The organism is Hymenobacter siberiensis, assembly GCF_018967845.1.
GTDB lineage: Bacteria > Bacteroidota > Bacteroidia > Cytophagales > Hymenobacteraceae > Hymenobacter > Hymenobacter siberiensis.
Map to the genome: position 1 here is coordinate 1,933,777 of NZ_JAHLZZ010000001.1, position 22,261 is coordinate 1,956,037.

Sequence of the window (22,261 nt, forward strand, 5' to 3'; positions counted from 1 at the left end):
AGAGCGCAGCGAAGCATCTTTACCGTGTAACTAATCCAATCGAATGGAATTACTATTGCGGTAAAGATGCTTCGCTGCGTTCTGCATGACGGGCTTAATTCTGCTGTGACTCACACCCTCTTACCCTAATTCGGTACTACCACAAACGCGGGCAGGCCCAGCTTGCTGCGCCGGCCGCCCAGCTTCAATCCCTCGTCCACGTACTTGCAATCCTTGCCGGCCACGTTGGGCTGCTCGATAACGCCGAGGTTGGGGTTGTCCTCGCGGGCCACGTAGATGCGGCCATCCGGCCCGAGCTGGAGCGCCCCGATTTTGCGATTGGCCGACTTGCCCACCAGCACCGGCGGAGCGGGCTTTTTGGCTAAGTCGAACTGCCAAATCTGGGTTTCGCCGCCGCCCACGCCGTTGCAGGTGCCATACACAAACTTGCCATCGGGTGAAAACTCCACCCCGTAAGCTTCCGCGTAAGGCCCGAAGCCGCGCGGGTTGCTCACCTTGCCGGTGCTGCGGTCAAAATCATACACCTCGAATTTGTTGGTTTCTTTCCACAGCGCGGCGGCGAGGTGCTTGCCATCGGGCGAAAACTTGAGCGCGCCAATGGCATTGCGGCCGGGGCCGGCGTTCATGCTGCCCACGTTGCTCATCAGCGGCTTGGCCGATACACCGTCGGCCGTGACGAGGTAGCTCACGAAGGCGTTGGAGTTCCAGCGGTGAGCTACTATCCAGGTATCGTGGCCGTTGGCGTGGCGCACGGCGGCCAGCTTTTCGGCCACCGGCTGGATGAGCAGCAGGTTCACGCGGGGTAGGTCGCCGAAGCCATCGGCGCGGGTCATGTCCACGATGGAGTAGCGCAGGCCGTTGGGCGTGCCCTGCGGGGCTACCGTGAAGATATAGAAGATGTTGCCCGAGCCGGGGTCGGGCACGATGAGGGCCGACTGGGTGCTGCTGCCGCTGCCCATCAGCTGGCGGCCGTTGGGCATGGGCTGGTGCTTGCGGTTCCACACGGTTTCGCCGTTGGTGTAGAAGAGCAGCTCGCCCTTGGCCGTAGTAGCCACGGCGCAGCCCTCGTAGGTGCTCATCTTGCCGTCGTTCAGGGGCTTGGGCGTGTTGCCCTCGGCAAAGGTGAGGCCAGCCTGCTGGCCGAAATACCAGATGTCGGTAGGGCGTTGGGCGCGGGCCGCCATGGTGAGCAGCAGCGGGAGCAGGGCAAGAAAAAAGCGTTTCATGGGCAATGGAGGCGTATGGTAATGCGGCGTAAACGAAAAAACCGTGCCGGATGGTGTAACCTCACCCCCGGCCCCTCTCCCGGGGAGAAGGGAGCCACGGCGGCACAGACGCCTGCAATCGTCAGGCTCCCCTCTCCGCGGGAGAGGGGTCGGGGGTGAGGTGAGGGGGCCGCGCCAGCAGCAGCCCCAGCACCCCCAGCAACCCCAGCGGCGGTAGAAAATACAGAATATGCAGCCCCACCGGGTTGCCCAGCGCCAGTGCAATTCCATTGAGCGGCAGTAGCAGCGGCAGCATAAATACCAGCAGCCACCACTGCACCCGGCGCGGCAGGTGCCGGCTGAACAGCAACAGCGGCAGCAGCAGAATGGCGTCGTAGTACAGGTGGTAAGTAGTGAGCAGCGTGAGCGTGCTCAGTACCAGAAACAGGTGCCAGTCGGCCAGCAACAGCTGCCGCCGGAGCCACAGCAGCCGCAGGCCGGCCGCCAGCCACAGCGCGCCGTGCAGCAGCAGGTGCCAGGGGCTGCTGCCGGGGCGCAGCCATTCCAGCACGTTGGCCAGCTCAAGGCGTAGCGTCAGGCCCTGGGTGAGGGGGTAGTCGGGGTCGGCGGGGTCGAAGGACTGGGTGCGCACCTGCGCCAGCAGGTGCTGGTAGGTGGGCAATAATTCCGCTGGAAAAGCGGCCCAGTAGAACGCCACCGCACTCAGCAGCCCCACTACGGCGGCGGCCACGACCAGCGTCAGCCACTGCTTTTTCCAGAGAAACCACGCGGCAAAGGGCAGGAGTAAGGTGACTTTGAACGCGGCTAGGCCCAGCAATATACCCGCTGCTATTGGCTGCCAGAGCGGCTTTTTTTGCGCAATTGCTGAATTTGTTGCGGCTTCAACATCAGCAGTAGCTTCTGGTTTCGCTGAAGTTGTATTGCCATCAGAAATACGTTTTACCCTGCTGCCCATCGCCAGCGCGCCCACGCCCAGCGCCAGCGCCGCGAACGTGGGCTGGCCGGTGAGCAGGGCCGGTACGGTGCCTTTCAGCGCCACGGCGGCCAACAAAAACTGCCACCACGGCACCGCATCCGAATTTTTAGTGTGCAGCGCCTTGGGCCACAGCCTGGCCAGCAGCACCAGGCTCAGCAGGGCCAGCCCGTACCACAGCGGCCACGCCAGCGCGTAGGGCAGCCGGCCGATGGTGCCGCCGAACAGCCCCGCCGCCCACGGTGGGTACAGAAACGGGAGGTTGGGCAGTCCCGGCTGGGTGCGGCTAACGATATTCTCTTGCTGAACAATGCGCTGCCAGCCGGCTTTCAGCGCCGCATCATCGTAGGGGTTTTTGCCCTGGCGCAGCACTTGCTGGCCCACGTAGCAGGTGCGGAAATCCATGGGCCGGTCCGCATCGGGGCGGGGTTCGCGCAGCACACGGCTGACGTTGAACAGGGCAATAAGGGCCAGGAAAAGCAGGAGGAAACGCGGCACGGCGGCAAGGTAGCAGCTAAAGCCCGCGCTACTTCACGGCCAGCTCCAGCAGTTCCGCCGGCTCATGCTGCTTTTCAAAGTAAGCGTAGCCCAGTATCAGCCCCCGCCAGAAGGCTAGGTGCGGGCTGGTAGCGTGTTTGTCCAGCTCAACTTCGGTGATTGGAAACGGGAAAATGTGCACTTGAATCACCGCCTGCCCCGCCGTCCGGGCAGTGATGGCCAGTAGGTACACTTCCTCGATGCCGGCATCGGTAATGGGCATGCAGCCGATGCTGGCCGCGCCGCCGTGGATGAAAATGTCGCCCCCGGGGTTGGGCTCGCCCAGCGCCAAATCGGCGGCGTTGGGGTAGTTGAGGCCCAGGGAGAGGTGGAAATTGCTGTTGGGGTTGAAGCGGTCGATTTCGTAGAAGCCCTCCGGCACCTGGTAGTCGCCGGCCTGGCGCTTGGGGCCGAGGGTGCCCGAGGTGGCCGCCAGCGGGTAGGCGTGGAGCAGTTCGAACGACCCGCCGCCTCGGTTGCGCGCCCACACTTCCAGCTCCACGCGGGTTTTCACGATGCGGAACATGATTTCCAGCCGGCGCGGGTCGAGGTAGTGGCTGCGCAGCCGGCTGGTCACGGCCGGGTCAGCCGTGGCTTCGGCCGCCCGCACCCGGGGAAACAGCCGCTGCTGCCGCCAGAAATCGGCCGGATTTGTGCCGGGCTGTCCCTCGGTGGGTGGGGTGCAGGACTGGGCCAGCAGCTGAAAAATGGGCAATAGCAGAAGCACGCAACACGAGAGTCGACGCAGCATAGAAACAAACCAGAATGAATAGGAATGCGGCTACAACGGCATTCAGGAGTTTCTATTTTATGCCGAAGACTATTTGTGCCGAAGCTTAGTCCATTCGGGTTGAGAAGTTCTATCGGGTGCCGCCGGTGCCAATGGCCGTCGTAATGCTGCCGTAACCGCTACTGCTGGTCCCACCCGTTACCTTTGTGGCTCGGGCACTGGCCAAAATGCCCGTCCCGGTCGAGCCATGTCCTCTCTCAAAAAATACCGCCCTTTCGCTTCTTTATTGCCGCTTCTGGCGCTGCTTGGCTGCTCCGGCAACCCCAGCACCCAGGCCGCGCCCGAAGCGCCCGGCGTGCTGCCCGGCCCCATCGCCGGCACCATCCAAACGCTACTTTCCAACGGTTGGAAACTCAGCCCCGCCGGCACCACCACACCCCTCGGCGACCTCCCCCTGAGCCTGCAAACCAGCCCCGACGGCCGCCTGGCCGCCGTGACCAATGCCGGCTGGGGCGAAAACTCGGTGCAGCTCCTCGATGCCGCCACCGGCCAGGTGCTCGATACCCGCGTGGTGCCGGCCGCCTGGGCCGGCCTGGCTTTCGCGCCCGATGGCCGCACGCTCTACGCTTCCGGCGGGCAGTACAATCGCATTCACTGCTTCCGGATTGAAGGCCGGAAGCTGCTGCCCGACAGTGCTTTTGTGCTGGGTGCAAAGTGGCCCAAGCAGAAAATCGGTGTGGCCGGCCTCGCCGTCGATGGCCGCCGCAACGTGCTCTACGCCGTGACGCGGGAGGACAACTCGCTCTACACTTTTGACCTGAAAACGCGCCGCATCCTGCGCACCCTCCGGCTGCCCGCCGAGGCTTACGGCACCCTGCTCAGCCCCGATGGCGCCCGGCTTTACATCACGCTCTGGGGCGGCCACGCGGTGGCAGTTTATGATGTGGAAAAGCAGCAGCTGCTGGCTTCGATTCCCGTCGAAAGCCACCCCAACGACCTGGTGCTGACCCGCGATGGCCGCCGCCTGTTCGTGGCCAATGCCAACAGCAACTCGGTTTCGGTCATTGATACCCGCCTCGGCCAGGTCACCGAAACGCTGAATACGGCCCTGTTTCCCGCCTCGCCCGCCGGCAGCACCCCCGATGGACTGGCTCTGAACGCCGATGACAGCCAGCTGTTTATCGCCAACGCCGACAACAATTGCCTGGCCGTGTTCGACGTGCGCGAGGCCCGCGCCAGTCGGCCGCTCGGCTTCATCCCCACCGGCTGGTACCCCACGGCGGTGGCCGTGGCCGGCAATCAACTGCTGATTGCCAACGGCAAAGGCAGCACTTCCAAACCCAACCCCAACGGCCCCAACCCGGTGCGCGACGACGGCGAAAAAGGCAAAGGCTACATCGGCGGGCTACTGCTGGGCTCGCTCTCGCGCCTGCCCGTGCCCGACGAAAAAGCCCTGGCCGCGTTCTCGGCCCAGGTGTATGCCAACACGCCCTTCACCAAAGCCCGCGAGGCTGCGCCCGAAGTGCCCGCCGGCAGCCCCGTGCCCCGCCGCGTGGGCGAGGCCTCGCCCATCAAACACGTCTTCTACATTATCAAGGAAAACCGCACCTATGACCAAGTACTGGGCGATTTGCCGGCTGGTAACGGCGATGCCAGCCTCTGCCTCTTCCCCGACAAGGTGACGCCCAACCACCACGCCCTCACCCGGGAGTTTGTGCTGCTCGATAATTTCTATGTGGATGCCGAAGTGAGCGCCGACGGCCACAACTGGAGCACAGCCGCCTACGCCACCGATTTCGTGGAAAAAAGCTGGCCCGGCAACTACAGCGGCCGGGGCGGCGAGTATGATTTCGAGGGCAAGCGCGGCGAAGTAGCCGAGCCCAAGGACGGTTTCCTGTGGGACTACTGCCGCCGCGCCGGCCGCAGCTACCGCAGCTATGGCGAGTTCGTGTACAAGGGCAAAGCCAGCGTGCCGGCCATCGAAGGCCACTTTTGCGAACCCTACGCCGGCTTCGACCTGCACGTGCGGGACGTGGACCGGGAGCGCATCTGGGAGCAGGATTTCGACCGCCTCGTGGCCGCCAACCAGCTGCCCGACCTCAGCATCATCCGCCTGCCCAACGACCACACCTACGGCGCCCGCAAAGGCGAGCTCAGCCCGCTGAGCTACGCCGCCGACAACGACCTGGCCCTAGGCCGCCTGATTGAGCACCTCTCGCAAAGCGCCGTCTGGAAAGAATCGGTGGTGATGGTGGTGGAAGACGACGCCCAGAACGGCCCCGACCACGTCGATGCGCACCGCTCCACGGCCTACCTCGTGGGGCCGTACGTCCGCCGCCACGCCGTGGTGCACACCGCCTACACCACGTCTGGCATGCTGCGCACGCTGGAACTCATTCTCGGCCTGCCGCCCATGAGCCAGTACGATGCCGCCGCCCCGCCGCTCTGGGCCTGCTTCACCGCGAAGCCCGATTTCAAGCCCTACATCCTGCGCCCCGCTACCACCCCGCAGGACGTGCGCAACACCGCCTTCAACGCCCCCGCCCGGCGCTCCCTCAAGTTCGACATGAGCCGCGAAGACGCCGCGCCCGACCTGGCTTTCAACGAGAATATCTGGCAGGCCATTCGGGGCGAGCACAGCCACATGCCCGCCCCGCGCCGCAGCGCCGCCGTGCGCGAAGCCAAAACGAAACACGAGGCGAAAGAGGAAGAGGATTGAATGAACAAAAACTCCCCTCCTTACCAAGGAGGGGATATTTTTGCGTAGCGAAAATTGGGGTGGTTGTTGGCGTTGGATAATCCCGAACGAAAGCCTGACGATGCTGTTCAACGCCAACAACCACCCCCGTTTCAGCTAAAGCTGAAACATCCCCTCCTTGGTAAGGAGGGGAGTTGACCGCCAACGTTCCGCTCCTATGCAGCTCAAACCCCTCTTCACCTTCCTCTCCGCCCTCACCAAACACAACGACCGGCCCTGGTTCCAGGAGCGCAAGCCCACCTACGACCAGCTCCGCAAGCAGTTTGAGGAAGACGCCGAATTCTGGTTTCAGGAGCTGGCCCGGCTCGACCCGGGAATAGCCGGGCCGGCCGGCCGCAAAAGCATCTTCCGCATCTACCGCGATGTGCGCTTCAGCAACAACAAGGACCCGTACAAAACGCACTTTTCGGCTTACTTCACTGCCAGTGGCAAGGATATTGAAACGCCGGGCTATTACGTGCAGATTGGCCCGAATGGCAATACACTCATCGGCGGCGGCTTCTACCAGCCCGATAAAACCCAGCTGGCCGCCATCCGCCAGGAAATCGACTACAGCGCCGAGGAGCTAAAAGCCATTCTGAACGCGCCCGATTTCCGGCGCTACTTCGGCATCATGAGCGGCGACAGGCTCAAAAAATCTCCCGCCGCCTACTCTGTCGACCATCCCGAAATCGAGCTGCTCAAGCACAAAAGCTTCACCGCCACGCATCAGATGGCCGATGAGGCCGTGCTGAGCCACGCCGATTTCCGCGCCCACGTAGCGGAGGTTTTTGCGGCGATGGTGCCATTCTGCCAGTTTTTGCGCGGGGCGATAGCGAAGTAGCGTGAGCTTGTAGGCGTCCTCTCAGAAAGTGGAAATACAGCGCGTTAAGACACGGAGAGTGGCTGCTGAGCCAGTGATTTTACGTGCTGTGAAACGACTATTCGCAACATATGAAAGCGCCTTCTTTGCTCATTTAAATCACCGTTTCATTGAACGAAAGGTCTAGCCTTTTCGGGCTGGTAAGTCCGACTCGCCAGTGGTTTGGTTGTGCTGCACCATGTCCCGAAGTTGGCCCTCGGCAGAGCGTTGCGCCTGTGGAGTAAACGCGGCGGGGTATTGGCCTAGGAAGTGCCGCAGCTGAGCCAAGAGTGGGGATACCGAGCGGGCACTGGAAAACACCAGCTGGTAGCGATAGCGAAACACGACATTGTACCCGGCATGAGCGGAGTTCAAGCCAAACTTATAGATGCCAATTTCGGGCGATTTGGCACTCCCCAAAAAGGGCACTTGGAAAAGGGCTTTCCCATCGGTTGCCTTGTCCGCTTCGTGGGTGAACAACAGAAACCGCAGCATTTCGCGGTCGAGGCGCGTTTGCTTAGTGGCGGGGACCGTGCGCGTGATGACGGACTTCACTTGGATGACTTGGCCTGCCACGTCGACCGTCGTTAGGCACCATAGCGCTAAAAAGAGAATGATTTTCATACGATTCAGCCAGAAGCAAATTAACCCTCCTTTCAATGAACAGTAGAAACTGGCTCGGTTGATGGTCAAATGGCCCTTACAGCGCGGGGTGAGTTTAAGAAATCCGTCTACGAATCAACGTTTACGAAATGCACGAAAGGGATGAGTTTCGTAAACGCCCAAAGGTGCGGGGACGCGGACTAAAAGGCCACGCTACGCTACCACGCCAGGGTTTCCTCCTCGTGGCCGGCGCGGAACAGCGCACTTTGCTTCTTGCCGTTGGCCTCGATGTTCACGATGTTCATCTGGTCGGCAAAGGTGTCGAGGAGCACGGCCTGGCGCAGCTTCACGGCCGTGACCGGACCGGGCAGGGGCACTTTGCAGTAGAACCAGCAGCCGTCGTTTTCGGCCTGCATGCCCAGCACTTGCAGCAGCAGCGGCTTGCCCGTCACCACGCTCACTTGCAGGGTGCGCTGGAAGTAGGCCGTGGCCAGCACCAGCGGGCGCGGCCCGGCATCGGTGAGGTTCACGCGCATGGGCTGGCCCTGCGAAAGCGCCTTCTCGAAGTCATCGACGAAGACTTTAACCGAAATTTCCAGCTGCTTTTTGGCCGCGTTGTAGCGCAGCTCCGTGATGGTGGAGTGGTAGGCGTGGAACGCCGGCGCGGCCCCGGCCAGCGGAAACAGCAGCAGTAAGGCGGCAACAAAGGGGAGCAGGCGCATGGGAAAGCGTTGGTTTGGGGCGAATGCAAACGAAAAAGGAACGTCATGCTGAGCGCAGCCGAAGCATCTCGCGTGCCATAGTAACTCAATCGTTGGACGAGGGGATTACTACCACACGCGAGATGCTTCGACTGCGCTCAGCATGACGTTCTTCTGTGGTGGTTCGGTTCCGCTTAGTGGAACAGCTTCATCACCTGCTTAAACACAATTACATACGCCATCAGGGCCAGAATCATCACCGTGCCCACGCGCTGGGCACCTTCCAGAAACTTGTCCGACGGCTTGCGGCGCAGAATCATCTCGTAGAGCAGGAACACGACGTGGCCGCCATCGAGGGCCGGAATGGGCAGCAGGTTCATGAAAGCCAGCACCATGCTCAGGCCGCCGGCCAGGCCCCAGAAGTGCTGCCAGTCCCAGATGCCGCCGAACTGCTGCGCAATCTCCACCGGTCCGCCCAGGCTTTCCGAGGCCGAAGCCTCGCCCTTGAAAATCTTGCCGAAGGCGCGGGCCTGCAAGCCAATTACCCCGAAGGCCTTGCTCACGCCCTGCGGAATGGACTCGGCCAGCGTGTACTGGCGGGTGCCGAGCTGCAGGGTCGATTTGCGCTCGAAACCGATGCGGCCCGAGCTAGTGACCGGAATGTTGAGCGTGAGGGGCTGGCCGCCGCGCTCCACCAGCACGGGCACGGTTTTGTCCTTATTGGCCAGCAGGGTGGCTTGCAGCTCGTCGAAAAACTGCACCGGCTGGCCGGCCACATTCGTAATCACGTCGCCCACCTGCAGGCCGGCTTTGGCGGCGTTGCCGCCGGGCGTCACGCGGTCCACGGCGAAAGTTTCGCGGGGGCGCACCAGCAGGCTGTCGGCACTTTGCTTGCCGAATTTATCGAGGAAGTTTTTTGGGATTTTGATGTCGGCCAGCTGGCCGTTGCGCTCCACGGTGTAGTAGGAGTTGTCGCCCATAATCACCTCGGGCTTGTACACATCGTCGAACTCATCAAACGGCCGGCCGTTGATTTTTACGATTTTATCGCCGGTGCGGAAGCCGATTTCGCGGCCCAGGCCGTTGGGCAGGATGCCGTAGCGGGCCTCCGAAGCCGGCAGGAACGTGTCGCCGTAGTGCGCCGTCATCGCCGTGAAGATGATGATACCCAGAATCACGTTCATGATGATGCCGCCGAGCATCACCAGCAGGCGCTGCCAGGCGGGCTTGCCCCGGAACTCGTCGGGCTGCGGCGGGCCAGCCAGGGCCGAGGCGTCCTGCGTCTCGTCAATCATGCCGTGAATCTGCACGTAGCCGCCCAGCGGGAACCAGCCAATGCCGTACTCCGTCTCGCCAATCTTCTTTTTGACCAGCGCGAAGTTGGCCACGTTGGGCATCGGAAACAGGAAGTCGAAGAAGATGTAGAACTTATCGACCCGGATTTTAAAGAGCTTGGCGAAGGCGAAATGGCCGAATTCGTGCAAGCCAACGAGGATAGAAAGGGCCAGCACAAGCTGGCCAATCATGGTGAGGATAGCCAAGGGAAACGAACTAGATAAGGAGAAGTTGAGAAAGAATTAAGTACGTCATGCAGAGCGCAGCGAAGCATCTTGCCCGCCACAACTAATCAAAGCGTTTCAACGAAGCGGGCAAGATGCTTCGCTGCGCTCTGCATGACGTTCTGGCCGGTGACGTTAGACCAGGGTTTCGGCCAGCCGCCGCGTTTCCGCGTCAGTCGCCACCAGGTCAGCTAATATTGGCTCTGCAAGGTACGATACCCGCGCCAGGCACTCGGCCACGAGGTCTGACATCTGGCGGAAGCCGACCTGCTCCCGCAAAAATGCGGCCACGGCCACTTCGTTGGCCGCGTTGAGGATGCAGGGCGCGTTGCCGCCGCGCCGCATGGCCCCGAAAGCCAGCTCTAAGTTGGGAAACGCGGCCCGGTCGGGCGCTTCGAAGGTGAGCGTGGGATAGTCGAGGAAGGAGAAGCGCGGGAATGTGTTTGCCAACCGCTGCGGGTAGCCCAGCGCGTACTGGATGGGCAGCTTCATATCGGGTAGGCCCAGCTGGGCTTTCAGCGAGCCATCCTCGAACTGCACCAGCGAGTGCACGATGCTTTGGGGGTGCACCACCACGTCAATCTGCTCATTGCTAAGGCCAAACAGCCACTTGGCTTCAATGACTTCGAGGCCCTTGTTCATGAGCGAGGCCGAGTCGATGGTGATTTTGGCCCCCATGTCCCAGTTGGGGTGTTTCAGGGCCTGGGCCTTGGTCACGGCCTCCATCTGCTGGGCGGTGCGGCCCCGGAAGGGCCCGCCCGAGGCTGTGAGGATGATTTTCTCGATGGGATTGGCTTCCTCGCCCACCAGGCACTGGAAAATGGCCGAATGCTCGGAATCGACGGGCAACAGGCGCACGTTGTGCTGCTTGATGAGACTGGTAATCAGTTCGCCGGCCACTACCAGCGTTTCCTTGTTGGCGAGGGCAATATCCTTGCCCGCCCGGATGGCGGCCACCGTGGGCAGCAGCCCGGCGTAGCCCATGAGGGCGGTGAGCACGATGTCGATTTCGGGGCGCGTTACCACTTCGGCCAGGGCGGCGGTGCCGGCCAGGACTTCGGTTTCGGGCTGGTCGGCCAGGGCCTCTTTCAGGATGTGATACAGGCTTTCATCACCGATAACCACAGCGGCGGGCCGAAACTCGCGGGCCTGCCGGGCCAGCAGCTCCCATTGTCGTTGCGCGCTCAGCACCGCCACCCGGAACCGGCCCGGCTGCTGCCGCACCACTTCCAGCGCCTGCGTGCCAATAGAACCCGTTGCGCCGAGCAGGGCCAGCGTTTTTACCTTTATTTCTTCAACCATAATGATGCAAACACGGAAACGGGGCAAAAGTACACCGTCCCCGCGCTCAAGGGCTACACCCGCTTGAGCGCGGCGGTCACAAACTGGTCAACCACATCGGCGATGCCCTGCACTTCGGCCACCACGGGCTCGGTGAGCTGGGCGGGGCCGCCGGGGGGCGTGGTGCGCTCGGCCAGGGCGCTAAGGCGGCCCAACTGCCCGCCAATGGCGCGGTACACGGGGTCCCAGAGCACGGCGGTGCGGTCGGCGTGCGCGTCCAGGGTGCGGCGCAACTCCAGCAGGCGCATCACCAGGATGGCCAGGGTGGCCCGCTCGATAGGTGCAAACTGCTGGGGCGGGCCATTGTACACGCACAGTGAGCCGAGGTTGTAGCCGTCGGGCGTGCGCAGTTTGTGGCCGGCATAAAAGCTCAGGCCCAGCTGCTGAAGCAGGGAAATGTCGACGCCCGGCGCACTCTTTTGGTTGAGGTCTTCGAACACGGCCGTGTCGTGTTGCAGAATGGTGGCCGAGTACAGGCTTTGCTCGCGGGGGATGCGCTCGATGGGCACGGGCAGGTTGTAGGGCGCTTTCACCAGCACCTGGTCTCTCGCCACGATGGAGAGCATGGCGTTGGAAACGCCGAAGAGCCGGGCCGTGGCGGCTACCACGTCGTCGAAAATTGGTTCGCGGTGCGCGTCCAGCAGCTGGTAGCGGCAGGGCCTGGAGGTGGGCCGCGTCATCGGCCGGGAGCAGGATGTTCGGTAGAAGCAGTCAAGGCCAGGAAATGAAGTGTAGCTGAATGTACGCAAAGCCGCCGAAAATGTGGCCGGGCCACCCGCGCTTCGGCCCACTGCCCGGGCGCGGCTACTACCTTTGGGCTCGTGCCTGTTTCTTCCCTCTTTGATTACGACGTGGCCATCGTTGGTGCCGGACCGGCCGGCGCGGCCTGCGCGCTGGCCCTGCGCCACAGCGGCCTGCGCGTGGCCCTATTGGACAAGGCCCGGTTCCCGCGCGATAAAGTGTGCGGCGATGCCATCCCCGGCCAGGCCTTCAAAGCCCTGCGCCAGCTCGACCCGGCGTTTGTGGAGGCGCTTTGGCAGCTGCAGCCGCGCGACGACGTGCGCGACTCCCGCCTCGTGGCTCCCAGCGGCACCAGCCTCACGCTGCAATGGACGCTGCCCAGCTTCAACAGCCCCCGCGAAACGTTCGACGCGGCCCTGCTGGCGCTGGTGCGCCAGCATTCAGCCACCGAAATTCTCGAAAACACCGGCCTCAAAACCCTGCAAATCGAGCCCGACCATGCCCGCTTGACGACCACCGAGGGCCGCGAAATTACCGCGCAGCTAGTCATCGGCTGCGATGGGGCTAACTCGGCCGTGGGCCGCAAGCTGCTGCCCGCGCCGCTCGACCGCGCCCACCACTGCGCCGGCGTGCGGGCCTACTACGAAAACGTGGCCGGGGCCAGCAGCGGCACCACCGAGTTTTTCCTCAGCAGCGACTACCTGGCTGGCTACGTGTGGTTGTTTCCTGTGGGCGGGGGGCGCTACAACGTGGGCCTGGGCATGCTGGCCGAAATCGTTTCGCAGCACAAAGTCGACCTCAAGGAAACGCTCACGCGGGTGCTGGCCACGCACCCCGAGCTGGCCGGGCGCTTCGCCCAGGCGCGGGCGCTGGGGCCTATCGTGGGCTTTGGCCTGCCGCTGGGTGGCGGGCGGGTGCGCAACATCAGCGGCCGCCGGTTTATGCTGTGCGGCGATGCGGCTTCGCTCATCGACCCCTTGCAGGGCCACGGCATCGACACGGCCATTCAGAGCGGAATATTGGCCGGAACGCAGGCAGCGGCCTGCTTTACGAAGCAGGATTTCAGCGCCGAATTCATGCGGGAATACGATGCGCGGGTGGCCCACCAAATCGGGCGGAAGCTGGCCAAAAGCTACCGCCTCATGCGCTTCCTCAGCAACAAGGCGTGGCTGGTGAACGCGGCCGTGCGCCTGGCCCGCGTGCCTGGGCTGAAGCCCTGGGTGCAGCGGGCAATAGGGTAGGGGGGCGAAGCGAGCCGCTACTGTCCGGCCCGTTCATTGCTTGGCAAACCGCTGCAACACGCTGCCAGCCTGCGGTTCCGGGGCCGGTTTTGCGCCGCAAATTTTGCGGCAGTGCCACCCGCTGCGTCCGGCGGCCTTACCTTTGCAGGCAGATATGCCCTCCTTTATCCCCGCTATTTTCAAGCTCACCCCACCCTGAGGACTGGCCCGAAACCCTGGTGCCGCCGCTTCCCGCCGGAAGCGTGCGGCTTTTCTTTTGCCTCTTCCTTGGTTGTTTATGACTTCTGTTTCTTCCTATTTATCACAGTACCGACGCAACGCTAAAAACGAAATCCTAGCCGGCCTCACCACCGCGCTGGCGCTGGTGCCCGAGGTAGTAGCCTTCGCGCTGCTGGCCCACATCAGCCCGTTGGTGGGCATTGGCTCAGCGTTTATTATTTGTTTGATTACGAGTGTTTTTGGTGGCCGTCCGGGTATGATTTCCGGCGCGGCGGGCTCGGTGGCCGTCGTTATTGTGAGTCTGGTGGCGCAGCACGGCGTCGAATACCTGTTTGTGGCCGTGGCGCTGATGGGCCTGATTCAGATTGCCATCGGGCTGCTGCGGCTGGGCAAGTTTATCCGGCTGGTGCCGCAGCCGGTGGTATATGGCTTCGTTAATGGCTTGGCCGTTATCATTTTTATGGCCCAGCTGGAGCAGTTTAAGGTGCGCGACGCGGCCGGGGCCGAGTACTGGCTCATGGGTACGCCGCTGCTGCTGATGGCCGGGCTGGTGGCCCTCACCATGGCCATCGTGTACTTCCTGCCCCGGCTCACCAAGGCGGTGCCGGCTTCGCTGGTGGCCATTGTGACGGTGTCGGCGCTGGTGATTTTTGGCGGACTGCAAACCAAGGCCGTAGGCGACATTGCCTCCATCGCGGGCGGGCTGCCCACGCTGCACCTGCCGCAGGTGCCGCTGAGTTGGGCCACGCTGGCCCTTGTGCTGCCTTATTCCATCATTATGGCGCTGGTGGGCCTCACCGAAAGCCTGCTCACCCTCACGGTGGTGGATGAAATGACCGACTCGCGCGGCCGGGGCAACCAGGACTGCGTGGCCCAGGGCCTGGCCAACGTGGCATCGGGCCTGACGGGCGGCATGGGTGGCTGCGCTATGATTGGGCAGACCATGGTGAACCTGGAGTCCGGCGGGCGTGGGCGGCTGTCGGGCGTGGTGTCGGCCGTGGCGCTGGCGTTGTTCGTGGTGGTGGGTGCCCCCGTAATTGAGCGCCTACCGCTGGCCGCGCTGGTGGGCGTGATGTTTATGGTCGTCATCGGTACGTTTGAATGGGCCAGCCTGCGCATTCTGCGCCGCATGCCCCGCACCGACGTGCTGGTAATGCTGCTCGTGACGGCCGTAACCGCCATTTCGCAGAACCTGGCGCTGGCCGTGCTGCTGGGCGTGGTGGTGTCGGCGCTGGCCTTTGCCTGGGAGAATGCCAAGCGCATCCGGGCCCGCCACCACATAGACGCGGCCGGGGTGAAGCACTACGAAATCTACGGGCCACTCTTCTTCGGCTCAGTGCAGGCCTTCGGCGAGAAGTTCGACGTGGCCACCGACCCGGCCCAAGTCATTGTGGATTTCCGCGAAAGCCGGGTGGCCGATATGTCGGCCCTCGACGCCCTGCACAAGCTGACCGAGCGCTACCACCGTGCCGGCAAAACCCTGCACCTGCGCCACCTCAGCCCCGACTGTCGCCAGCTGCTGGGCAAGGCCGGCGCGCTTATTGACGTGAATATTGAGGATGACCCGCTGTATTTGGTGGCGGGGGCGAATCGGGCGTATTGAGTAGGCAAAGAACTGGCGCGAGTTTAGCGCAGCGTAACTCGTGCCGGACATCCGGGCGAGGCTGCGCCTCGAAACCGAACAATGCCGTAGGAATAGTTTAGCGGCGCGGTGCGGGACTGCCGCTGGCGCGGCCTTGGAGGCGCAGTCTCCAAGTTATGGCCGGTCACGAGTTATGTTGCGCTAAACTCGCGCCAGTTCAAGGGATAACCAGTTGCGCTAGAGTAGTTTAGGTGCCGAATTTCTCATGCGAACATCCCCACCGCATTCTTGCTCGGCAGGGCCGTCTTACCCATCAGAAACACATCCACTTCCCGCGCCGCCTCGCGGCCTTCCGAGATGGCCCAGACGACCAATGACTGGCCCCGGCGCATGTCGCCGGCCACGAACACGTTGGGGCGGGAGGTGCGGTAGGCTTGTTCGTCGGCGCGCACGTTGCCGCGCTCGTCGAGGGCCACGCCCAACTCGGTGAGCAGGCCGGTTACGCGGGGACCAGTGAAGCCTAGGGCCAGCAGCACGCGCTGGCAGGGGATTTCGCGGTCCGAATCGGGCACTTCCTCGAAGCGGATACGGCGGCCCAGCACATCGGTTTCCCAGGTCACGTCGCTCACGCGCAGGGCGCGGAGCTGGCCGGCCTCGTCGGCCAGGAAGGCTTTGGTGTTGATGCCCCAGTAGCGCTGGCAGCCTTCTTCGTGCGAGGTGCTGCTGCGGAAAATGTGGGGCTCCTGCGGCCAGGGCGTGTGTGCGGGGCGCTCGGAGCCGGGCTGGTGCATGAGGGCAAATTGCGTGACGGAGCGCGCCCGCTGGCGGTTGGCCGTGCCCACGCAGTCGGAGCCCGTGTCGCCACTGCCGATAACCACCACATCCATATCAGTGAAGATTAATTCCTCTTCGGCCTCGATGTCCAGCTCGCTCACCCGGCGGTTGTGCTGGGTGAGGTAGTCCATGGCAAAGTGGATGCCTGGCAACTCGCGGCCCGGAAGGTATAGGTCGCGCGGCACGCTGGCCCCGCCGGCCAGCATCACGGCATCGAAACTGCGGGTGAGCTCGGTGCCCGACACGTCGCGGCCGATTTCGGTATTGCAGCGGAAGCTGATGCCATCGTCTTCGAGCAGCTTGATGCGGCGGTCGATGACCCACTTATCGAGCTTGAAATCGGGGATGCCGTAGCGGAGCAGGCCGCCGGGCCGGTCGTCGCGCTCGAACACGGTGACGGTGTGGCCGGCCCGCGCCAGCTGCGCCGCTGCCGCCAGCCCCGCCGGGCCGGAGCCCACCACGGCCACCGTCTTACCCGATTTCAGGACCGGCGCCGTGGGCTGCACGTAGCCCTTGGCGAAGGCAATTTCGATGATGTGCTTTTCGATTTCCTCAATGGCCACCGGGCTGCTGTGGATGCTGAGCACGCAGGCCGCCTCGCATGGCGCGGGGCAGATGCGGCCGGTGAACTCCGGGAAGTTGTTGGTGGCGGAGAGAATCTGGTAGGCGTTTTCCCACTTTTCCTCGCGCACGGCATCGTTGAATTCGGGAATGATGTTGCCCAGCGGGCAGCCCGAGTGGCAGAATGGGATGCCGCAGTCCATGCAGCGGCCCGCCTGCTGGGTGAGTTGGTCTTCGGCGTAGGTGCCCACGAACTCGCGGTTGTGGGCCACGCGCTCCTGCGGCGCGGCTTTGGAAGGGAGCTCGCGGGAGAATTCTTTGAAACCGGTGGGGTTGGCCATGGGTCGTTGGGATTATTTAGAACGTCATGCAGAGCGCAGCGAAGCATCTCGCGTGCTGATAATAGATTAGTAATCAGACGTCAGCAGGTCGCTGCGCTCCGTTCTGCATGACGTTCTGATTTCTTAGATTTCATTATTTGGACCGGTCCAGGTTTCTAGGTCGATGGCTTCCCAATTGGGGTTGAAGCCAGCAATGAGTTTTTCCTTTTTGGCGCGGCTCCAGCCTTTCAGCTCTTTCTCGTGGGTAATGGCTTACTTGGGGTCAGGGCAGAGCTCGAAGTAGACGAATAAATTGGCTTGGTAGCGGCCGGTGAATTTGTTACCGCTGCCTAACGTGTCGCCGTGTTCGGCTAGGCGGCGGTTTAGGTCATTCGTGACACCAGTGTAGAGAACGGTTCGATTGGGATTGGTGAGCATGTACACGTACATGGTGGGTAGGATTTGAAGGTGTTTTTAGAACGTCATGCAGAGCGTAGCATGACGTTCTGCATGACGTTCAAATATCACCCCACCGTCGCATACCGAGCCTTCGCCAGCACCTTCTTATACTCGCTTGGGAACACCTTCACAAACTTGCCGGCTTCCTCCGCCCAGCTGCCCAGCAGGAAGGCTGCCACTTGGCTGCCAGTCAGCTCCACGTGCTGCCGGAGCAGCGCCTGAATCTGGTCCTCGTCCTCAGTGTCGAGGGGGTCTAGTTCCACCATTTCGGGGTTGCAGTTTTCGGGAAAGGTGCCGTTGGGGTCGTAAATCCAGGCGATGCCGCCGCTCATGCCGGCGGCGAAGTTGCGGCCCGTCTGGCCCAGGATGAGGGCGCGTCCTCCCGTCATGTATTCGCAGCCGTGGTCGCCTACGCCTTCCACCACGGCGGTGGCACCGGAGTTGCGGACGGCGAACCGCTCGCCAGCCTGCCCGCGCACGAACAGCGCGCCGGAGGTGGCCCCGTACAGCGCCACGTTGCCGATGAGGATGTTGTTTTCGGGCACGAACGTGGCGGCGGCATCCGGGAAAATGGCCAGCCGGGCCCCGCTGAGGCCCTTGCCTACGTAGTCGTTGGCCTCGCCTTCGAGCGAAAACGATAGGCCCGCTACGCTGAACGCGCCGAAACTCTGCCCCGCCGAGCCGTGGAAGCGGTAGTTAATCGTGTTGTCGGGCAGGCCGGCGGCGTGGTAGCGCTTGGCAATCTCATTCGAGAGCAGCGTGCCGATGGTGCGGTCGGTGTTGTGCACCTCGAACTCGCCGTAGACCGGCGTCTGGTGGTCCAGGGCCGGCTGGGCGTGCGCCAGCAGCTGCCAGTCGAGGATGTTATCGAGGCCGTGGTCCTGCGCTTCGCTCTGATACAGGGTACCGCCAGAGATGTTGGCAGCAGGATGCAGCATGCCGCTCAGGTCGAGATGGCGGGCTTTCCAGTGGGTGATGCCCTCGCGTACCTTCAGGAATTCGGGGCGACCCACCATCTCATTTATCGTGCGGAAACCCAGCTCGGCCATGATTTCGCGCAGCTCCTCGGCCAGGAAGCGGAACAGGTTTACGATGTGCTCGGGCTGGCCGGTGAAGAGCTTGCGCAGCTCGGGGTCCTGGGTGGCCACGCCCACGGGGCAGGTGTTGAGGTGGCATTTGCGCATCATCACGCAGCCGCCGGCTACCAGCGCGGCGGTGGCTACGCCCCATTCTTCGGCCCCCAAAAGCGCCGCTACGGCCAGGTCGCGGCCGGTTTTCAGCTGGCCGTCGGCCTGCAGCACCACGCGGCTGCGCAGCTGGTTTTGCACTAGGGTCTGGTGGGCTTCGGCCAGGCCCAGCTCCCAGGGCAGGCCGGCGTGCTTGATGGAACTGATGGGTGAGGCGCCCGTGCCGCCGTCGTAGCCGGCAATCAGAATCACGTCGGCGTGCGCCTTGGCCACGCCGGCCGCGATGGTGCCCACGCCCGCCTTGCTCACCAGCTTCACGTTGATGCGGGCGGTGCGGTTGGCGTTTTTTAGGTCGAAGATGAGCTGGGCGAGGTCTTCGATGGAGTAGATGTCGTGGTGGGGCGGGGGCGAAATCAGGCCCACGCCGGGCGTGGCGTGGCGCACCTTGGCAATCCACTCGTCCACCTTGTGGCCGGGGAGCTGGCCGCCCTCGCCGGGCTTGGCACCCTGGGCCATCTTGATTTGCAGCTCGTCGGCATTGGTCAGGTAATGCGCCGTCACGCCGAAGCGCGCCGAGGCCACCTGCTTGATGGCCGAGCGCATGGAGTCGCCGTTGGGCAGCACCTCGTAGCGCATCGGGTCCTCGCCGCCCTCGCCGGTGTTGCTCTTGCCGCCGATGCGATTCATGGCAATGGCCAGGGTGCTGTGCGCCTCGTGCGAAATCGAGCCAAACGACATGGCCCCGGTGGCAAAGCGCTTCAGGATGCCCTCAGCCGGCTCCACCTCGTCAATCGAAATCGGGTCGCGGTGGTGGGCAAAATCCAGCAGCCCGCGCAGCGTGAACATCTGCCGCGTCTGCTCATTGATGAGCTTAGCGTAGCGCTGGTAGGTGGCGTAGTTGTTCGTCCGCGTGGCGAGTTGGAGCAGATGCACCGTTTCGGGGTTGAACATGTGCGCCTCACCGCGCCGCCGCCAGTGGTAGAGGCCGCCGTCAGACAGCAGAATCTGCTCCTCGGGCGTGGTGGTTTTGAAGCCCTGGAAGTGCTTATAGAGTGTTTCGCGGGCAATTTCATCAAGTCCCAGCCCGCCGATGCGGGTGACCGCGCCGCAGAAATAAGCATCCACCACGGCCTGGTTGATGCCCAGAATCTCAAATACCTGCGCGCCGTGGTAGCTCTGCAAAGTCGAAATGCCCATTTTCGAGAAAATCTTCAGCAGGCCGTCGCACACGGCTTTGATGTAGTTGTAGGTCAGCTGCGACTGGTCCAGCGAGGTAGCCAGATGGCCGGCTTCGCGCATGGTGCGCACGGTGGCCAGCGCCAGGTAGGGGTTGATGGCCGTGGCCCCGAACGACAGCAAACAGGCGAAATGGTGCACTTCCCACACGTCGCCGGCTTCCACCACCAAGCCCACCGAACCCCGGAAACCGAGCTTAATCAGGTGATGATGCACGGCCGACACGGCCAGCAGCGACGGAATGGGCGCGTGCTCCGAATCCAAAGCGCGGTCCGACAAAATCAACACCTCGAAGCCGTCATTTACCGCATCTTCGGCGTAGCGGCAGAGGCGGGCGAGGCCGCGCTCTAGGGAGCCGGGGAGGCCGTCGGCCTTGAAATACGTTTGCAAGGTCTTGGCATTGAACATGCCGGTGTCGATGCTGCGGAGCTTTTCCAGCTCGTGGTTGCTCAGAATGGGCTGGCGCAGGGCCACGCAGTGGCAGTGGTGCTTGTCCTCGTCGAGGATGTTGCCGTTGTTGCCCAGGAACGTGGCCAGACTCATTACCAGCCGCTCCCGGATGGGGTCGATGGGCGGGTTGGTGACCTGCGCGAAAAACTGCTTGAAGTAGCTGCTCAGGTGCTGCGGCTGGTCTGAAAGCACAGCTAGCGGCACGTCCACACCCATCGAGCCGATAGGTTCCTTGGCGTCCAGCGCCATCGGCGTTATCAGCGCGTCGATGTCCTCGCGGGTGTAGCCGAACACCTGGTGGTACTTGAAAACCGCGTCGGCGGCCAAATTGGTGAACATCTGGCGCGGCTCGGGCAACTCTTCGAGGCGAATTTGGTACTCGTTCAGCCACGCGCCGTAGGGTTGGCGGCCGGCGGCCTGGGCCTTCAACTCCTCGTCGGTGATGATGCGACCGGCCACGGTATCCACCAGCAGCATTTTGCCGGGCTGCAGGCGGCCCTTCTGCACCACGGTGGCGGGGTCGATGTGGAGTACGCCGGCTTCGGAGGCCACCAGTACGCGGCCATCGGTAGTTTCGAGGTAGCGCAGGGGGCGTAGACCGTTGCGGTCGAGCATAGCCCCAATCTGGTGGCCATCGGTGAAGATGAGGGCGGCCGGGCCGTCCCAGGGCTCCATAAACGTGGCGTGGAACTCGTAGAAGGCCTTTTTCAGCGGGGCCATCTGGGTGTTGCCGTCCCAGGCTTCGGGCACCAGCATCATCATCACGTGCGGCAGCGGGCGGCCCGAGTGCAGTAGGATTTCCACCACGTTATCGAGGCAGGCCGAGTCCGACTGCCCGGCATCGACCACCGGCAGCAGCATGTCCATTTCCGCCGCCGAGAAGTAGGGCGACACGTAGTTGCGCAAGCCCGCGTAAAACCAGTTCAGATTCCCCCGCAGGGTGTTGATTTCGCCATTATGCGCCAGGAAACGGAAGGGCTGGGCCAGCTTCCAGCTCGGAAACGTGTTGGTCGAAAACCGCGAATGCACCAGCCCGAAGGCCGATACCACCCGCTCGTCGCTGAGGTCGGGGAAGTAGCCGCGCACCTGGTAGGTGGTCAGCTGGCCCTTGTACACGATGGTTTTGCAGGAGAGCGAGGCGAAGTAAAACACGTCCATCGCGGCCGGCACGGTTTCGCGTACCGTCTTGAAAATCAGGCGGCGCAGCACGTAGAGCTTGCGCTCGAAGTCCTCGGCGGTGACGATGCCAGCCGGGCGGCCGAAAAACACCTGCTCCATCACCGGCTCGGCGGCCAGCGCCGTGGGACCGATGCCGGCCGGGTTCACCGGCAGGGGCCGGTAGCCCAGCAGTGGGAAGCCCAGCCGCGCCGCCGCGCCATTTATCACATCGTGGCAGGCGGCGCGCAGGGCTTCGTCCTTCGGCAAAAAGGCGGTGCCCACGCCGTAGCTGCCCGGCTCGGGCAGACGGATGCTGAGAGCGGTGCATTCTTCGAGCAGGAACCAGTGCGGAATCTGAATGAGCAGGCCGGCTCCATCGCCGGAGTCGGTATCGCAGCCGCAGGCCCCGCGGTGCTCCATGTTTTCGAGCATGGTCAGCGCATCGACGACGGTCTGGTGGGTTTTGCGGCCGTTGAGGTGGGTGATGAAACCGGTCCCGCAGGCATCGTGCTCAAATTCGGGGCGGTAGAGGCCCTGGGCGGTGTCGGTGGGTTGCATCGGAATTCTAATAATTCATGAAAAAGGGTGCCGCCGCTCGGCGGGAACATCCGCACGGGCAGACATAAAATCAGCTGCTTGCACACACTTGTTCACAAGTAACGGCCCGCAGCCGGGAGGTAAATTGGCGTTATCCGCGGCTTTACTATTTCCAGTGCGTAGTATTAACTAATAAATAGCTATTGGATAATGGATTGGGCGCAGCGATTGTACAAAGTCAAAACCAGTCGTTAGCGTACCCTGCGGCTAGTGAATGAACGTTCCCCAGCCGTCTGCCAAGCGGTGCGGAATGGTAAGTTACGGGAGCTTTTCTCAGATTCAGCAGCTATTCCGGAAAGTTTAGATTACTTTTTCAAAAAAATACGGTTGCCATAAAATTTGCGGGCCCCAAACGTTTCCAGTCGCTCTTTCTCTTTCACATCTCCTAAAATGCAAGGCCTGTTGCC

15 protein-coding genes are annotated in these 22,261 nt (G+C 62.8%); 4 read left to right on the top strand and 11 right to left on the bottom strand.

Annotated elements, in window-relative coordinates; all coding sequences use genetic code 11:
- Positions 1-125: 125 nt before the first annotated feature.
- The 3 genes from KQ661_RS08415 to KQ661_RS08425 all read right to left on the bottom strand — a co-directional run bounded on the left by KQ661_RS08415 (position 126) and on the right by KQ661_RS08425 (position 3,463).
- Positions 126-1,226, bottom strand: coding sequence for a WD40 repeat domain-containing protein (locus tag KQ661_RS08415; protein ID WP_216686151.1), 1,101 nt, complete (start codon positions 1,224-1,226; stop codon positions 126-128).
- A 121-nt stretch (positions 1,227-1,347) separates the two neighbouring features.
- Positions 1,348-2,697, bottom strand: coding sequence for a glycosyltransferase family 87 protein (locus tag KQ661_RS08420; RefSeq protein WP_216686152.1), 1,350 nt, complete (start codon positions 2,695-2,697; stop codon positions 1,348-1,350).
- A gap of 28 nt (positions 2,698-2,725) precedes the next feature.
- Positions 2,726-3,463: a L,D-transpeptidase family protein gene (locus KQ661_RS08425; protein WP_216686153.1), complete on the bottom strand. Its 738-nt coding sequence runs from the start codon at positions 3,461-3,463 to the stop codon at positions 2,726-2,728.
- A 250-nt stretch (positions 3,464-3,713) separates the two neighbouring features.
- Here KQ661_RS08425 and KQ661_RS08430 point away from each other — a divergent pair, with 250 nt between their 5' ends.
- Together KQ661_RS08430 and KQ661_RS08435 are read left to right on the top strand one after the other, a co-directional pair.
- Positions 3,714-6,185 (top strand): bifunctional YncE family protein/alkaline phosphatase family protein, encoded by a 2,472-nt coding sequence (locus tag KQ661_RS08430; protein WP_216686154.1) that lies wholly within the window; start codon positions 3,714-3,716, stop codon positions 6,183-6,185.
- A gap of 196 nt (positions 6,186-6,381) precedes the next feature.
- On the top strand, positions 6,382-7,047 hold the full coding sequence (locus tag KQ661_RS08435; RefSeq protein WP_216680216.1) for a DUF2461 domain-containing protein: 666 nt from the start codon (positions 6,382-6,384) through the stop codon (positions 7,045-7,047).
- A 162-nt stretch (positions 7,048-7,209) separates the two neighbouring features.
- Here the strand turns inward: KQ661_RS08435 and KQ661_RS08440 are convergent, their stop codons facing one another.
- The 5 genes from KQ661_RS08440 to KQ661_RS08460 form a co-directional block, all read right to left on the bottom strand.
- A complete protein-coding gene (locus KQ661_RS08440) occupies positions 7,210-7,689 on the bottom strand; it encodes a hypothetical protein (protein WP_216680217.1) in 480 nt (159 codons plus the stop codon).
- 197 nt (positions 7,690-7,886) lie between these two features.
- Positions 7,887-8,390 (bottom strand): DUF6702 family protein, encoded by a 504-nt coding sequence (locus tag KQ661_RS08445; RefSeq protein ID WP_216686155.1) that lies wholly within the window; start codon positions 8,388-8,390, stop codon positions 7,887-7,889.
- 173 nt (positions 8,391-8,563) lie between these two features.
- The gene (rseP, locus tag KQ661_RS08450) at positions 8,564-9,910 is read right to left on the bottom strand and encodes an RIP metalloprotease RseP (RefSeq protein WP_216680219.1); all 1,347 of its coding nucleotides are present in this window, start codon (positions 9,908-9,910) and stop codon (positions 8,564-8,566) included.
- 153 nt (positions 9,911-10,063) lie between these two features.
- Positions 10,064-11,230, bottom strand: coding sequence for a 1-deoxy-D-xylulose-5-phosphate reductoisomerase (locus tag KQ661_RS08455; protein WP_216686156.1), 1,167 nt, complete (start codon positions 11,228-11,230; stop codon positions 10,064-10,066).
- Between the two features lie 53 nt (positions 11,231-11,283).
- Complete coding sequence (locus KQ661_RS08460) at positions 11,284-11,949, bottom strand: GAF domain-containing protein (protein WP_216686157.1); 666 nt, start codon at positions 11,947-11,949, stop codon at positions 11,284-11,286.
- Positions 11,950-12,090: 141 nt separating this feature from the next.
- Here KQ661_RS08460 and KQ661_RS08465 point away from each other — a divergent pair, with 141 nt between their 5' ends.
- Together KQ661_RS08465 and KQ661_RS08470 are read left to right on the top strand one after the other, a co-directional pair.
- Positions 12,091-13,251, top strand: coding sequence for an NAD(P)/FAD-dependent oxidoreductase (locus tag KQ661_RS08465; protein WP_216686158.1), 1,161 nt, complete (start codon positions 12,091-12,093; stop codon positions 13,249-13,251).
- A 277-nt stretch (positions 13,252-13,528) separates the two neighbouring features.
- A complete protein-coding gene (locus tag KQ661_RS08470; protein WP_216680223.1) occupies positions 13,529-15,073 on the top strand; it encodes a SulP family inorganic anion transporter in 1,545 nt (514 codons plus the stop codon).
- A 242-nt stretch (positions 15,074-15,315) separates the two neighbouring features.
- On the opposite strand, the gene KQ661_RS08475 is transcribed toward KQ661_RS08470, so the two are convergent.
- The 3 genes from KQ661_RS08475 to gltB all read right to left on the bottom strand — a co-directional run bounded on the left by KQ661_RS08475 (position 15,316) and on the right by gltB (position 21,815).
- A complete protein-coding gene (locus KQ661_RS08475) occupies positions 15,316-16,788 on the bottom strand; it encodes a glutamate synthase subunit beta (protein WP_216686159.1) in 1,473 nt (490 codons plus the stop codon).
- A 252-nt stretch (positions 16,789-17,040) separates the two neighbouring features.
- Positions 17,041-17,217, bottom strand: a complete 177-nt coding sequence (locus tag KQ661_RS22790) for a GIY-YIG nuclease family protein (RefSeq protein WP_226915770.1) — start codon at positions 17,215-17,217, stop codon at positions 17,041-17,043.
- 74 nt (positions 17,218-17,291) lie between these two features.
- Complete coding sequence (gene gltB, locus KQ661_RS08485; RefSeq protein ID WP_216686160.1) at positions 17,292-21,815, bottom strand: glutamate synthase large subunit; 4,524 nt, start codon at positions 21,813-21,815, stop codon at positions 17,292-17,294.
- Between the last annotated feature and the right edge of the window lie 446 nt (positions 21,816-22,261).